General features: G+C 68.3%; 16 protein-coding genes. 6 read left to right on the plus strand and 10 right to left on the minus strand.

The genetic code is table 11. The annotated features are described in order from the left end of the window. The first annotated feature begins 86 nt into the window (after nt 1–86). On the plus strand, nt 87–1046 hold the full coding sequence (locus tag BM228_RS19575) for a helix-turn-helix domain-containing protein (RefSeq protein ID WP_092043242.1): 960 nt from the start codon (nt 87–89) through the stop codon (nt 1044–1046). A 19-nt stretch (nt 1047–1065) separates the two neighbouring features. On the opposite strand, the gene BM228_RS19580 is transcribed toward BM228_RS19575, so the two are convergent. Continuing rightward, nucleotides 1066–1326, minus strand: coding sequence for a hypothetical protein (locus BM228_RS19580; RefSeq protein WP_092043243.1), 261 nt, complete (start codon nt 1324–1326; stop codon nt 1066–1068). 308 nt (nt 1327–1634) lie between these two features. Next, nucleotides 1635–1940, minus strand: a complete 306-nt coding sequence (locus tag BM228_RS19585; RefSeq protein WP_092043245.1) for a hypothetical protein — start codon at nt 1938–1940, stop codon at nt 1635–1637. Nucleotides 1941–2141: 201 nt separating this feature from the next. Between BM228_RS19585 and BM228_RS19590 the strand changes: the two genes are divergently transcribed. Further along, nucleotides 2142–2399, plus strand: coding sequence for a hypothetical protein (locus tag BM228_RS19590; protein WP_092043246.1), 258 nt, complete (start codon nt 2142–2144; stop codon nt 2397–2399). 39 nt (nt 2400–2438) lie between these two features. On the opposite strand, the gene BM228_RS19595 is transcribed toward BM228_RS19590, so the two are convergent. Both BM228_RS19595 and BM228_RS19600 read right to left on the minus strand, forming a co-directional pair. Beyond that, nucleotides 2439–2756, minus strand: a complete 318-nt coding sequence (locus BM228_RS19595) for a hypothetical protein (protein WP_425284969.1) — start codon at nt 2754–2756, stop codon at nt 2439–2441. 222 nt (nt 2757–2978) lie between these two features. Further along, nucleotides 2979–3263 carry a hypothetical protein gene (locus BM228_RS19600; RefSeq protein WP_092043248.1) on the minus strand — a complete coding sequence of 95 codons (285 nt, stop codon included), beginning with the start codon at nt 3261–3263 and terminating at the stop codon, nt 2979–2981. A gap of 239 nt (nt 3264–3502) precedes the next feature. Between BM228_RS19600 and BM228_RS19605 the strand changes: the two genes are divergently transcribed. Further along, on the plus strand, nt 3503–4843 hold the full coding sequence (locus BM228_RS19605; RefSeq protein ID WP_244537222.1) for a TAXI family TRAP transporter solute-binding subunit: 1341 nt from the start codon (nt 3503–3505) through the stop codon (nt 4841–4843). 287 nt (nt 4844–5130) lie between these two features. Continuing rightward, nucleotides 5131–5673 carry a hypothetical protein gene (locus tag BM228_RS19610; RefSeq protein WP_092043251.1) on the plus strand — a complete coding sequence of 181 codons (543 nt, stop codon included), beginning with the start codon at nt 5131–5133 and terminating at the stop codon, nt 5671–5673. Nucleotides 5674–6504: 831 nt separating this feature from the next. Here BM228_RS19610 and BM228_RS19620 read toward each other — a convergent pair. The 5 genes from BM228_RS19620 to groES all read right to left on the minus strand — a co-directional run bounded on the left by BM228_RS19620 (nt 6505) and on the right by groES (nt 9835). Beyond that, complete coding sequence (locus tag BM228_RS19620; protein ID WP_092043254.1) at nt 6505–6873, minus strand: hypothetical protein; 369 nt, start codon at nt 6871–6873, stop codon at nt 6505–6507. 90 nt (nt 6874–6963) lie between these two features. Beyond that, on the minus strand, nt 6964–7200 hold the full coding sequence (locus BM228_RS19625; RefSeq protein WP_092043256.1) for a DUF6522 family protein: 237 nt from the start codon (nt 7198–7200) through the stop codon (nt 6964–6966). Between the two features lie 108 nt (nt 7201–7308). Continuing rightward, complete coding sequence (locus BM228_RS19630) at nt 7309–7656, minus strand: hypothetical protein (RefSeq protein ID WP_092043257.1); 348 nt, start codon at nt 7654–7656, stop codon at nt 7309–7311. Between the two features lie 157 nt (nt 7657–7813). Further along, complete coding sequence (gene groL, locus BM228_RS19635; RefSeq protein ID WP_092043259.1) at nt 7814–9457, minus strand: chaperonin GroEL; 1644 nt, start codon at nt 9455–9457, stop codon at nt 7814–7816. Nucleotides 9458–9547: 90 nt separating this feature from the next. Then, nucleotides 9548–9835 (minus strand): co-chaperone GroES, encoded by a 288-nt coding sequence (groES, locus tag BM228_RS19640; protein WP_007565402.1) that lies wholly within the window; start codon nt 9833–9835, stop codon nt 9548–9550. A 627-nt stretch (nt 9836–10462) separates the two neighbouring features. On the opposite strand from groES, the gene BM228_RS19645 reads away from it, so the two are divergent. Continuing rightward, on the plus strand, nt 10463–10672 hold the full coding sequence (locus tag BM228_RS19645) for a cold-shock protein (protein ID WP_007565404.1): 210 nt from the start codon (nt 10463–10465) through the stop codon (nt 10670–10672). Nucleotides 10673–10771: 99 nt separating this feature from the next. Next, on the plus strand, nt 10772–11134 hold the full coding sequence (locus BM228_RS19650; protein ID WP_092043261.1) for a DUF6481 family protein: 363 nt from the start codon (nt 10772–10774) through the stop codon (nt 11132–11134). Nucleotides 11135–11594: 460 nt separating this feature from the next. Here the strand turns inward: BM228_RS19650 and BM228_RS19655 are convergent, their stop codons facing one another. Beyond that, nucleotides 11595–12941, minus strand: a complete 1347-nt coding sequence (locus tag BM228_RS19655; protein WP_092043263.1) for an LLM class flavin-dependent oxidoreductase — start codon at nt 12939–12941, stop codon at nt 11595–11597. Nucleotides 12942–12977: the final 36 nt, after the last annotated feature.

Here is a 12977-nt window from a genome sequence, read left to right on the forward strand (position 1 = left end):
TTAATTTATATACATTTGAAAATTACAGTTGTGCGCGATAGAAATATTCTCGACCGCCGCACGACGCGAGTACTTAAGCACACTTCATGCAGACATTGTTTTCGACGGCGGGGGTGCATCCCCGTGACAGCTTCAAGCGCTGGCGAGACATGCTGTTCGATCTGGGCGCAAATCTCGATCAGCAGCGCCTCGACGACGGTCCATTCGACGGCAAGATGGAGGCCACCAGGATCGGCTCCGTCGCGATGCACCGCGTCTCGCAGGGTGCCCAGCGAAGCGAGGCCACGGGCGAGATGCTCCGGAACTCGACCAACGAGGGCATGGTCGTGGTGATGTTGCAGCTCGCCGGCGCGGCAACGACCGATCAGGATGGTCGGAATTCGGCGCAGCGGCCTGGCGACTTCGTGGTGATCGATCAGCGGCCGGTCGTGATGACGACGCGCGCGGGCAGCACGACCCTCTCGCTTCAATTGCCGCGCGAGCGCCTGGAGAACGTGCTCGGGTCCACCCGGCTCTACACGGCCCTGACCGTGGGCTCGGATCTCGCTTCGGCGACCCTGGTCTCGACCTTCTTCCGCGAATTGATCCGCGTGCAGCACAAGCTCCCGCCCGCCGCGGCGGCCCGCATGGCTTCGGCCGGCACGGACCTGATCGTGGCCAGCATCGCCGAGCGCCTGGCCCGGGAGATCCCGCGGCCGCTGCACGGCACCGTCGTGGTTCAGCGCGCCAAGGCCTATGTCGAGACCCATCTCGGCGATATGACCCTCGACCCGCCGCAACTCGCCGCCGCGGTCGGCGTCTCGTTGCGCCGCTTGCAGGAGCTGTTCCACGGGCACGGCCAGCACATCTCGGACTGGATCTGGCAGCGTCGGCTCGAGACGGCCGCCCAACGCCTGACCGACCCGGGCCACGCCCACCTGCCGATCGGCACCCTGGCCTATGGCTGTGGCTTCGCCAGCCAGGCCCATTTCGCCCGCCGCTTCAAGGCGCAGTACGGCATGACCCCGAGCGCGTACCGGGCCGCGTCTCTCTTCCGGGCGTCATAGGCCATCGATCCCGGCCGGCTCAGCCGTGGGGTGCGCGCCGCCGCGCCGGGTCTCGCGCCTCCGCGCGCTTCCGGACCACCCGCGCGCGCTCGACATTACTGACGCCGACCGGCCGGGGCGAGGCCTCCTGCGTGAACGGCATCCGGCTGCGGATGTCGCCGTAATAATCCGAACCGCTCATCCCGAAGCCGCCGCCCGTGACCGGACCGTCCAGGAGCGGCTCCCCGGCGCAGGCAGCCGTGGCACAGCAGACGAGGAGGGCGGCGAAGGTCAGGCGCATGCAGGAATCCAGGCAGGGACGAGACGGCGGTTTTACGACCGCGGACATGACAAGCCCGTGTGGGCCGGGCGGACCGGCCGCTCGGCCCCGCCCCGATCCGATCACGGGGCGGGGGAGCGTCCGATCTCACCAGCGGTCGAGCCGATACGCAACGCGGCTCGTGAGGCAGGATGACCGGCCAGGGTTAGCGGGCCGTGCCGGCGCCGCGGGGTCGATCGTCCCGGGCCGGGACCAGGCGCCCATGAAGAAGCCCGCCGCGGCTTGAGGCCGGGCGGGCCCATGATGGTCAGGATCCGGATCGAAAGCGGTCAGAAGCCGCCGCGATACCCATAGCCGCGCGGGCCGCCGAAGCCATGCGGCCGGCCGTAGCCGCGACCATACCCGCGGCCATAGCCGTAGCCCCGTCCCCGGAAGCGCGGGCCGCCGAAGCCGTGGCGATGACCGCCGAAGCGCGGCCCGAAGCGGGGACCGCCATAGCCGTACTGGACCTGCTCGACCGCCGGGGCCGGTTCGGTGACGGCACCGAGGCCGATCTGGGCGGCGGCGGCCGGAAGCGGCGCAAGAAACAGGCTGGCGGCGAACAGGCCACCCGTCAACGTCGGGACTTTGAACACGGATTCTCTCCTCGCCGGGGCCGCTGAGGCGCGCCCCCGGCGTCTTGGAAACCCGACGGCCGGTCAGACCGTTCCTGACGAAGTGACCTGCAAGAGCCTTGACTGGATGGGCCTTGACCGGATGAGCCCCGCTCTCGCGCAACACCCTCGGCCCTGCGGCGATCCCGCCGGGCGGCGCGCTCCGCACGGCGTGGCAGAGTCATGACCGGCGCGCCACTGCGATGGCTCGTGGTCGCCCTCGCCTGTCTCGGCAGCACGCCAGCAATCGCCGAGCGCGTCCGGGCCGAGAGGCCGTATCGGCGCGGCCCGATCACGGCACCGCCCTTCGGCCGCCCACGACCACCGCCGACCACGACGCTGCGCCCCCCGGACGACGGCATCATCCACTGGAACACGCCGAACAAGGACGGCAATCTCGGCGGCCCCGGGACGGGCGGCGGTGGCGGAGGGGGCGGCTAGAGCCGCTGGTGGACGAGGCGGCCCGCGCTCCGCGAGCGTTCAGCCGCCGCCATTGTCGCCGCCGCCACCGGCGCCGGTCTGGGGAACGCCGCGCTCCGGCTGGCTGGCATTTCCGCCCGCCGCCGTGTCCGTGGTGATGGTCGCCGCGCCCGTGCCCGTCGGCGCGACGATGGCCGTGCTGCCCGGGCCGCTATTCTCGGCTCCGCCGGGGACGACGACGGTCCCCTCCGGCGTGCCCGGAGCGACGTGTCGGGGCGGTCCAGGCTGCTTGATCGGCGCGGGACCGGTATTCGTCTGGGCTAGAACCGGCGTTGCAGCGGTGAGCGCAAGAACAGCGAAGACGGCATGACGCATCATGAGCTCCTCGGCATCTCGCCCTATCGTGTGCGTTGCACAGGGCCTTCGTGCCAGAACGTATGATGGGAGCCAGGGTTTCCACCGTTAGGCTTTTAGGCTTGCCAACCGGCCTATCCGTCCTGTGTTCTCAGATCATGAGCCGCTTGTACTGTCGCCCGTGCAGCCGCGAAACAGCCCGCCGCGGCCGGAGCCGGGCGGGCTGATCGATCTGAACCGAAAACTCTACTTCCCGCTGGGGGCGGCGTAGCTGCCGGTGGTCCCGTTGCCGCCGCTGCTCCCTGCCGGCGCGCCGCGGGTGGTGTTCCGGACGAAGCTGGCGCCGGGGTACTTCCGCTGCGTCCGCATCATTGAGGACCGCCGCATCCGGTGACGCCGCATCCGGACCTGGGTGAGCATGTCGGACGGTGATGAGACGCTGGCCGCGGGGCCGGCGGGAACGGCCGAAGCCGGGAGGCACAGGATGGCGAGGCCGACACCGGCCAGCGCCGCGAGACATGGGATGCGCATGGGATTCCTCCTGCCTCGGCCCGGAAGGATCGCCTCGGCCCCTGGAGAAGCGAGCGAGCCCGCCTCCGGTTCACGATCCATCCGCCCCGCCCGTGCACGCAATCGTGGCCGGGCGCCGCGGCCGAGCGGGATGCGCAAGCCTCCGCTCATCGGCGTGCTGTCGCCTGTTGTCGGGGCGGAGGAAGACTGAGCCGCACCGCCGCGTTATGGTATTGACTCGACTTATCGGCACGCGACTGATGATCCGGCGCTCGAAGACGACTGTCATCGCCCTCGGCGTCATCGCCGCCGCCGCTCTCGTCGCGGTGCTCCTCCATCTGTTGCTCGGCCTGCTCGCCCTCGACATCGCGGTCGCGAAGACCAGCGAAGAGGACCGGCAGGCGGCCCAGGCTCTGACGCAACTGTTCGAGAGCCAGCATCCGCGCGTGCGCATCCGGACGATCTACGAGCCGGACCGTCTCGGGACGGCAGCCGCCCTCGACAACGGCGCGGTCCAGCTCGCCCTGGTCCGCAGCGATGCCGCGCCCAAGGACGGGCAGACCCTCGCGATCCTGCGCCGCGACGCGATCGTCTTCGTCGCACCCGGGGGCAGTGGCGTCGACAGCGTCGCGAAGCTCAGGGGCAGCACGGTCGGGCTCCTCGACGGGCGGAAGCTCGACCCGCGCCTCCTCGACCTGATCCTGACGCATTTCGGCGAGCCCCCGGAGAGCGTGCACCGGAAGGTCCTGACCCTCGATCAGCTCACCGAAGCCGCCCGCAGCCGGCAGATCGGCGCCGTGTTCGTCGCGGCGCCGGTGGGCAGCGCCGTGTGGCTGCCGCTGTTCACGGCCCTGCGCAAGGGATCGGGGGCGGCGAAGCTGTTCGAGGTCGACGAGGCGGCGGCGATCGCCAAGGCGCACCCCGTGCTCGACACGATCGACGTGCCCAAGGGCGCCTTTCTCGGCTCGCTGCCGGCGCCGGGCGACGACATCACCACCCTGTCGGTCAGCCACCGGCTCGTCGCCCGGGGCGAGATGCCGGACTGGCTCGCCGGGGAGATCACCCGCGAGGTCCTGACCGGCAAGCCGCGGCTCGTCGCCCTCGACGACGATCTCACCGGCATCGAAGCCCCCGACACCGACGACAAGGTGCAGGCGCTGCCCATCCATCCGGGGGCCGCCGCCTACCTGACCGGAAACCAGCCGAGCCTGGCCGATCAGGCGCAGAATGCGGCCTACTGGATCGGGCTCATGATCAGCGCGGCGGTCTCGCTGAGCGCGGCGGCCATCGCCCTCTACAAGCGCGTCCGGCCGCGGCAGCCGCCGACCCGGGTCCTGCGCCTGCTGGAGATCTGGCTGGCCGTGTCGAGCGCCGATCCCGCCGAGGTCGACCAGTTGGAACGGGAAGCCGACGCCCTCGCCGCCGAGGCGATCCGGGCGGAGGCGCATGGACGCACGGAGAGCGTCGAGATGCGCCTCGTCGCCCTGCTCGTCACCCATATCCGGGAGGCCGCGCGGCGTCGTCTGACCCTTGATCTTCGGCCTTCTCAACAGACGAGCGCGCCGAATACGGCACCGGCCCCGCTCTCCATCAAGCGCTGACCTCAAGATCGGAAAAACTTGCTGCGCGCCTATGCAGCGGCGACGCCCGCCAGACGCGGAGGCCGCCCCGTATCGGGCCGGCGCGGCGAGCGCGAAGCGTCGAACCCAGTACTTCGAACAGTGCCAACCTTACGTCGGACCGTGAGGTCATCACAAAAGCTTATGCTGGCCGAACAGGATTGTTGATCTCCACGCTCGACAACGCGTGGTTCGCTCCCGTATGATGCACAAACGTTGCCGGCCCGTTTTGAGCCGTTGAGCACGTTGTTTTCAGGAATTCTGCACACATGAAGCGCCGGAGCGCGCGGCCGTTCACGGTCGAAGTCAAGCATACCCGCACCTCCCGCGTCGCCCTGGTCGACGCGACGACGCGGCCCCGCGAACATCACGACCTCTGGTGGGACATCCCCGCGGTCACCGCCGATAAGCCGACCGAGCCGGCTGATGCCCCCGTGGTCCCAGCCGAGCCGGCGCGGCCCGAGGCCCCGGCGCGCCGGGTGCTGCCGAGCCTCGTGCCGATGTTCTCGACCGCCAGCGAGCCCGAAGCCCCCGAGGAAGACGAAGCTCCGACGATCGAGCGCCTGCCGCGGGTACGCCGGGTCAAGACGGCCAGCAAGCGCGCGCCGAAGCCCGCCGCCGAGGCGGTCCGGCCCGTGTTCACCCCGGCTCCCGCGATCGCGCGGCAGCCGACGAGCGCGCCCGCTGCGGCTACGGCCGCTCCGGCTCAGCCGGCCGCGATGCCTGTGCGTCCGATCCGCCTCTCGCGGCAGGGCGACACGCTCAAGGCCGGCGAACGCTGGAAGCGGCGCCTGCCGCGCCACCTGTGGTGATGTGAGCGAGCGGCGGGGCGCAGGTTCTTCGAGGCGCAATCGCCCTTAAAGGCTGTGTCGCGCCCGCTCTCCCGCGGTGGGTTAACGAAGTCACACGTTTCCGGATGTGGCGCGGGTCCCCTCTCCCGCACGGGCTACGATGTTCACACATCGGCTGGCGGAAGGCGCGACGCGCGCTCCTCCCCCTTACGGCTACGAGTTACACAGGTTTCGACCGTGGCCGTGATCATGCCGTCGGCGCAGAAGGCGCGGGTCCCCTCTCCCGTGCGGGAGAGGGACAGGGTGAGGGATGCGACCTCCCCGGAAAGACTTGGTCCCTCACCCCAACCCTCTCCCGCACGGGAGTGGGGGCACGTCGCGGCCTACAAGAGCGCTTGTGCCTCAAACCTGTGTAGCCCGTAGCTCTTGCGGGGAGGAGTTGGAGGTGGGGGTGGTGCAGACGGCACCGTGACGTTCGATCCTGCACCACCCCCATCCCTGCCCCCTCCCCGCAAGGGGGAGGGGAAATGCGTCGCGTTTCAAAGGCTTGCGATAGAACGATCTGGATGTGTGAATCCGCTAACCCGCACGGGAGAGGTGGTGCGTTGCGGCCTGCACAACAGGATGCGTGAACATCGTGGGCCATACGGGAGGGGGACCCGCGCCTCCTGCAAGCGATGCCGCGACCAAGTCTGCCAGGCAGACCTAATTAGGCGCCGGATGATTGAGCTCGGAACGCTGCCGCGCCCGACCTTCGCAAGGACGGTAAGGCTCTGAAGGCGCCAAGCCGGTAATCTTCGGCTCTGCTGGTAATCCCGCGCTGGCGACTTGAGACGAACGCCGTGTCCGCGCTCAAATCCCGACGCTCGCGGCGCCTGCTTCGGCGGCCTGGGCGACGGTTGCGCCGTTCCGCAGCGCCATCGCGATCGCGGTGGAGGCCGTGTCGACGGCGCCCGCGCGATCCTCGCCGTAATCGTACATGCTGTTGGTCTGAGAACCCAACCGGGCGTGGAAATTGTCCGGGAAGTTCTTGTTCATCCGCTGCTTCAGCAGGGTGGTCGCGGCGTGATAATCGCCCTCGAACCCGGCCGATTGATAGGCTTGGCCGGCATCGTAAGTCCCGCCCTCCTTGTCGGCAGCCGCTTTGCGGTTCTTGTGGTCGATCGTCTGCGAGAACAGGAAGCCGATAACCTTGGCCATAAGCCATCTGAAGGTGTTCATGTCGATCCTTTGAGATAGCGAAGGCGGATTACACCAGATCTGTACCACGCATGGCCCGAACGAACCGGCTTGCGTCGCGGCGATCCGGTCTCACCACCGCTCTTCCGAGATGAGCGCGCCGCTGCCGTCAAAGGTTCCCCGCCAGCCCTTGCCCTGGAGGCGGACCGTCACGCAGGTCTGGTCGGTGCCGGATCCGGGTTTGATGCGGGCGTCGACCTGCCCGAGGCGCTCCTGGCGCTTGAGCACGGTCATGCTGACGCCCAGGCGCGAGGCCAGTTCGCGGGGATCGACGATCCAATCGCCTTTGTGACCGAGATCGAGCCGCACGGAAAATGTTTCCTTGTGCTCGGCTGCCTATACGGGCTTGGGACCGATGCTAGGGCCGCCAGCGCCCGAGGGGAAGCCGGACCCAGCCCAGGACGATCGAGGCTGGCGTCAGCGCTCGGCGGCGCGCCGGTGACGGGAGGCCCTGTGGTGGTGGGCTCGTCCCGCATGGCGCCGGGCCTGGACCCTCGGCGGCGGCGCCACCGGCGGTTGGGCGACGGGCACGCCGTCATGCTCCGCGATGACTTGGCGGGCCCGCTCGACGCTCATGTCGCAGGCGCTGGTCATGCCCTGAAGGGCGCCGAGGGCGCGATTGTATTCGGGAAGATTGGTGCAGCCGGGAGCGCCCCAGGCCCACGCCGTGGCGGGGGCCGCAATGAGCGTCACCAGAGCCAGCACGGCGGCGCGCGCCGTGCGGATCGAAACCCTGGTCCTATCTGGATCGACACGCGCGCCCATGACAACCTCTCGACAATCTCGAAGGGTCAACCCGCAGCGGGACGCTTGGTGCGGTCACGAAGGGGTTACGGGCCAAGTGCCGATCGGATCGGGAATGACGGTCCGGCGCAGCGGGGGGCGCCGCGCCGGACCATCGTGTCTACGGTCGGGGAGGTTTTTAGAAGTCCATCCCGCCCATGCCACCCATGCCGCCGCCGCCCGGCATGGCCGGGGCTTCCTTGCGCGGGGCCTCGGAGATCATCGCCTCGGTGGTCACCAGCAGGCCGGCGACCGAAGCGGCGCCCTGGAGCGCGGCCCGGACGACCTTGGACGGATCGACGATACCGGCCTGGAGCATGTCGACATACTCCTCGGTCTGGGCGTTGAAGCCGTAGGTCGGCGAGGCGTTGGCCAGGATGTTCCCGACGACGATCGAGCCCTCGACGCCCGAGTTGGATGCGATCTGACGGATCGGGGCCTCAAGCGCCTTCAGCACGATCTTGATGCCGGCCTGGACGTCGGGGTTGTCGTTCGAGAGACCCTGGACGGCCGCCTTGGCGCGCAGCAGCGCGGTGCCGCCGCCCGGGACGATGCCTTCCTCGACCGCCGCGCGGGTGGCGTGAAGGGCGTCGTCGACGCGATCCTTCTTCTCCTTGACCTCGACCTCGGTCGAACCGCCGACGCGGATCACCGCGACGCCGCCCGCGAGCTTGGCCAGACGCTCCTGCAGCTTCTCACGGTCATAATCCGAGGTCGTCTCCTCGATCTGCGCCTTGATCTGGCTGATCCGACCCTCGATGTCCGACTTCTCGCCGACGCCGTCGATGATCGTGGTGTTCTCTTTCTCGATCCGCACGCGCTTGGCCCGGCCGAGCATGTCGAGCGTCACGTTCTCGAGCTTGATGCCCAGATCCTCGGCGATCATCTGGCCCTTGGTCAGGATCGCGATGTCCTCGAGCATCGCCTTGCGGCGGTCACCGAAGCCCGGCGCCTTCACGGCCGCGACCTTCAGGCCGCCGCGCAGCTTGTTCACCACGAGCGTGGCCAAGGCCTCGCCCTCGATGTCCTCGGCGATGATCAGCAGCGGCTTGCCGGTCTGCACCACGGCCTCGAGCACCGGCAGCATCGCCTGCAGCGACGACAGCTTCTTCTCGTGGATCAGGATGTACGGATCCTCGAGATCGGCGACCATCTTCTCCGCGTTGGTGATGAAGTACGGGGAGAGATAGCCACGGTCGAACTGCATGCCCTCGACGACGTCGAGCTCGGTCTCGGCGGTCTTGGCCTCCTCGACGGTGATGACACCCTCGTTGCCGACCTTCTGCATGGCGTGGGCGATCATCTCGCCGATCTCCTTATCGCCGTTGGCGGAGATCGTGCCGACCTGGGCGATCTCCTCCGAGGAGGCGACCTTGCGGGAGCGCTCGCCGATATCCTTCACGGCGGCGGCGACCGCGAGGTCGATGCCGCGCTTCAGATCCATCGGGTTCATGCCGGCGGCGACGTATTTCACGCCTTCCCGCACGATGGAGGCCGCCAGAACGGTGGCCGTGGTGGTGCCGTCGCCGGCCGTGTCACTCGACTTCGAGGCCACTTCGCGCACCATCTGGGCGCCCATGTTCTCGAACTTGTCGACGAGCTCGATCTCCTTGGCGACGGTGACGCCGTCTTTGGTGATCCGCGGGGCGCCAAAGCTCTTCTCGATCACGACGTTGCGGCCCTTCGGACCGAGCGTGACCTTCACGGCGCTGGCGAGCAGCTCGACGCCGCGCAGCATCTTCTCGCGGGCATCGACGGAAAAACGAACGTCTTTGGCTGACATGGAGTGTCTCTTCTGTTGTCGTTCGGCCCCGAGGCACGCCGGTGCGGGCGCCTCGAAGGGCTTGAGGAGCGTCGGGCTCGATGGACGCCCTTAGGCGACGACGCCCATGATGTCGGATTCCTTCATGATCAGGAGATCCTGACCGTCGATCTTGACCTCGGTGCCGGACCACTTGCCGAATAGCACGCGATCGCCGGGCTTCACCTCAAGGGGATTGATCTTGCCGGCCTCGTCCCGGGCGCCGGGACCGACGGCGACGACCTCACCCTCCTGCGGCTTCTCCTTGACCGTGTCGGGGATGATGATCCCACCCTTGGTCTTCTCCTCGCCTTCGATGCGGCGGAGCACCACGCGGTCGTGCAGCGGGCGAAATTTCATGTTTGGCATCCTGTTCGTCCCGCCTGCGGGCCTTCCGTCGAGATGACGGAGCCCGTGCGGGAAAGGCGGCGGCAGACCGAATCGTCCGCGCCGGGTCGCCCTGTCTTAGCACTCAATGCGCAAGAGTGCTAACGCGTCTCACGGTCGATGCGCCGCAGACGGATTTTTTGGCGAAGTCCTTCACGTTCGGACAGACTGATCTTCGAGGGCCGCCACGCCCGCGCCTCGACTGGATTTGGCGCCGTAGCGGGTCGTGACAGTATCCGCGTTTATACATCACATCAGCATCGCAAAAACCCGCGCTTCACCGGCGGGACGCCACGAAATTCTGCCCGGTCCGTTTCGTGATTGTGATTATCTCGCCGATGCGCTACAGAACATAAATCGATCTTTGGCCAGATATTCGGCCGTCTCGCCACAACAGGGCGAGCGCTCTGCATCTCTCCCATTTTCGACGACCACGGACGGGCGCAGCCTTTTGGCACGCGCTCGCCCTATTCGATCGTCCAGCGTTCGCGGCAGATGCAGCGCAACAGCGGCAGGCCCTGGACCTTTGTTACCGCATGATGATCACGGAAGACCGGAATCCGGTTTCTCGCATCGTGCTCTAAAGCACATGGAAGACTTATGAGCATCGGCACCGTTAAGTGGTTCAACGAGACCAAGGGCTTCGGCTTCATCCAGCCTGACGACGGCGGCAAGGACGTGTTCGTGCACATCTCGGCGGTCGAGCGCGCCGGCATGCGCAACCTGATCGAGGGTCAGAAGCTCTCCTACGAGCTGGAAACCGACCGTCGCAGCGGCAAGCAGTCCGCCGGCAGCCTCCAGGCCGCCTGAACCTCGCGCCTCAACCGAGGACGCGTTTCGAAGCCGTTCCCTACGTGGAGCGGCTTCTTCTGTTTCTGATACGGGCGCTGCGGCGCGCGAGGAGTATCCGTGGGTCAATTCAAAGAAACGCAGCTCTCTGATCGTCTTGAATCCGGCGCGAAGGCCAAGGAGGCGCGGCTGGCCCAGTTCCGCGCACGCCCCGCCGCGGACGATCCGGCCGTCCTCGCCCGGCAGGCCGAGCGCCAGGCGGTCGCCGAGGCCCGCGAGGTGCGGGTGAGCGAGCGGGAAGCGGCTCGCGCCGCCGCCGAAGCGGTCCGCGCGGCGGAAACGCTCGCGGAGCAGGAGCGCGCGGCAGCCGAGATCGTCCGTCAGGCCGCCGAGAAGGTCGAGCGCCAAGCCGCTCTGGCCGCCGAGCAGAAGGCGACCCGCGACGCCCGCTTCGCCGCTCGCAAGGCCAAGGTGAAGCGCTAACGCATCGTTCCAGAACCGATCTCTCCCGGCCTCCACCTCATGAGAGAGGTGGGTTTGGACGGCCGTCCGTGTGGGCTTCGAGGGTCACACATCGCTGCCGAATGTGGGCCAAGGCTAACCCCCAAGCGCGTCTCCCTCCCCCCTCTGCGGGGGAGGGTGGGCCGGCCGTCAGGCCGGGTCGGGAGAGGGGAACCTGGGTTCAGGAGAGGACGCGACCGGCATGACGGGCAAAGACCTGTTCTGCGCCGTTGCTCCCCTCTCCCGACCCCCTTCGGGGGCCACCCTCCCCCGGAGGGGGGGGGGAGGGCGCGTATCCGCTGCGATGCGACTTCTCTTGTAGCCGAGAGCCATCCGGACCGCGGTCTGTAACTCCGCTAGCCGTCAAGGGAAAGCGCGTCGCGCCTTTCATGGGCGATGACATGGCCCGTTTCACAACGAAAACCTGCGTCGCCCGCAGCCGTTACGCGCGCCCCGTCGCCTGCGACGCAAAAAACCGGTTCGGCGGGCGCGGCAGGCCGAGATGGTCGCGCAGGGTCGTGCCGGCATAGTCGCGGCGGAACAGGCCGCGCCGCTGCAATTCCGGCACGAGCGTATCGACCACGTCGTCGAGCCCCTCGGGCACGAACGGGAACATGACGTTGAAACCGTCGCAGCCGCGGCCGTCCAGCCATTCCTCCATCCGGTCCGCGACCTGCGCGGGCGTCCCCACGAAATGGAGCCCGGCATAGGCGCCGACCTTGCGGGCGAGGTCGCGCACGGTAGCGCCGGTGCGGCGGGCATAGTCGAGAAGTTGCGCCTGGCTGCTCTTGCTGGCGTTGGTCTCGGGGATCTCCGGCAGCGGCGCGTCGAGATCGAAGCCGGAGGCATCGACCCCGAGCCTCACCGACAGGTTGGCGAGCCCGCTATCGGGATGGACCAGATCGTCGAGGCGCGCCCGCTTGGCCTGGGCCTCGGCCTCGGTCTCGCCGAGGATCACCAGGGCGCCGGGCAGGATCTTCAGGTGGTCGGGATCGCGCCCCAGCGCCGGCATCCGGCCCTTCACGTCGGCGTAGTAAGCCTGCGCGGCCTCCAGGGTAGGGCTGGCGCCGAACACCATCTCGGCGGTGGCGGCCGCGATCTGCTTTCCGGCCTCGGAGGCGCCGGCCTGGACGATCACCGGCCAGCCCTGGACCGGCCGGGCGACGTTGAGCGGGCCCTTCACCTTCAGGAACTCGCCCGTGTGGTCGAGGACATGCAGCTTGTCCGGATCGAAGAACAGGCCGCTCTCCGGATCCATCAGGAAGGCGTCGTCGGCCCAGGAATCCCACAGGCCGGTGACCACGTCGTAGAACTCACGCGCCCGGGCGTAGCGCACGGCGTGATCGAGATGCGCGTCGCGGCCGAAATTCAGCGCCTCGTCCGGGTTGCCCGAGGTGACGAGGTTCCAGCCGGCCCGACCCTTGGAGATATGGTCGAGGGAGGCGAACTTCCGGGCGACATGGTAGGGCTCGTTGTAGGTGGTCGAGGCCGTGGCGATCAGCCCGATCCGCGACGTGAGGGCGGCGAGCGCCGGCAGCAGCGTCAGCGGATCGAACGAGGTCACGGTGGCCGAGCGGCGCAGGGCCGCCACCGGCATGTTCATCACCGCCAGATGGTCGGCCATGAAGAAGGCGTCGAACTTCGCCGCCTCCAGCCGCCGGGCGAAATGCGTCAGGTGCTCGAAGTTGAAGTTCGCGTCCGGGTAGCCGCCGGGATAGCGCCACCAGGCCGTGTGGATCCCCACCGGGCGCATGAACGCGCCGAGATGCAATTGGCGGTCTCGACTCATGGCTCTGCCCGATTCATGGCTGCGCTCCGCAGGGAC

Origin of the sequence: Methylobacterium pseudosasicola (assembly GCF_900114535.1) — a bacterium.
GTDB classification, from domain to species: domain Bacteria; phylum Pseudomonadota; class Alphaproteobacteria; order Rhizobiales; family Beijerinckiaceae; genus Methylobacterium; species Methylobacterium pseudosasicola.

Coding starts and splice junctions, on each gene's coding strand:
- BM228_RS19575 (WP_092043242.1), top strand. CDS start 87: ATGCAGACATTGTTTTCGACGGCGGGGGTGCATCCCCGTGACAGCTTC.
- BM228_RS19580 (WP_092043243.1), bottom strand. CDS start 1,326: ATGCGCCTGACCTTCGCCGCCCTCCTCGTCTGCTGTGCCACGGCTGCC.
- BM228_RS19590 (WP_092043246.1), top strand. CDS start 2,142: ATGACCGGCGCGCCACTGCGATGGCTCGTGGTCGCCCTCGCCTGTCTC.
- BM228_RS19595 (WP_425284969.1), bottom strand. CDS start 2,756: ATGATGCGTCATGCCGTCTTCGCTGTTCTTGCGCTCACCGCTGCAACG.
- BM228_RS19600 (WP_092043248.1), bottom strand. CDS start 3,263: ATGCGCATCCCATGTCTCGCGGCGCTGGCCGGTGTCGGCCTCGCCATC.
- BM228_RS19605 (WP_244537222.1), top strand. CDS start 3,503: ATGATCCGGCGCTCGAAGACGACTGTCATCGCCCTCGGCGTCATCGCC.
- BM228_RS19610 (WP_092043251.1), top strand. CDS start 5,131: ATGAAGCGCCGGAGCGCGCGGCCGTTCACGGTCGAAGTCAAGCATACC.
- BM228_RS19620 (WP_092043254.1), bottom strand. CDS start 6,873: ATGAACACCTTCAGATGGCTTATGGCCAAGGTTATCGGCTTCCTGTTC.
- BM228_RS19630 (WP_092043257.1), bottom strand. CDS start 7,656: ATGGGCGCGCGTGTCGATCCAGATAGGACCAGGGTTTCGATCCGCACG.
- groL (WP_092043259.1), bottom strand. CDS start 9,457: ATGTCAGCCAAAGACGTTCGTTTTTCCGTCGATGCCCGCGAGAAGATG.
- groES (WP_007565402.1), bottom strand. CDS start 9,835: ATGAAATTTCGCCCGCTGCACGACCGCGTGGTGCTCCGCCGCATCGAA.
- BM228_RS19645 (WP_007565404.1), top strand. CDS start 10,463: ATGAGCATCGGCACCGTTAAGTGGTTCAACGAGACCAAGGGCTTCGGC.
- BM228_RS19655 (WP_092043263.1), bottom strand. CDS start 12,941: ATGAGTCGAGACCGCCAATTGCATCTCGGCGCGTTCATGCGCCCGGTG.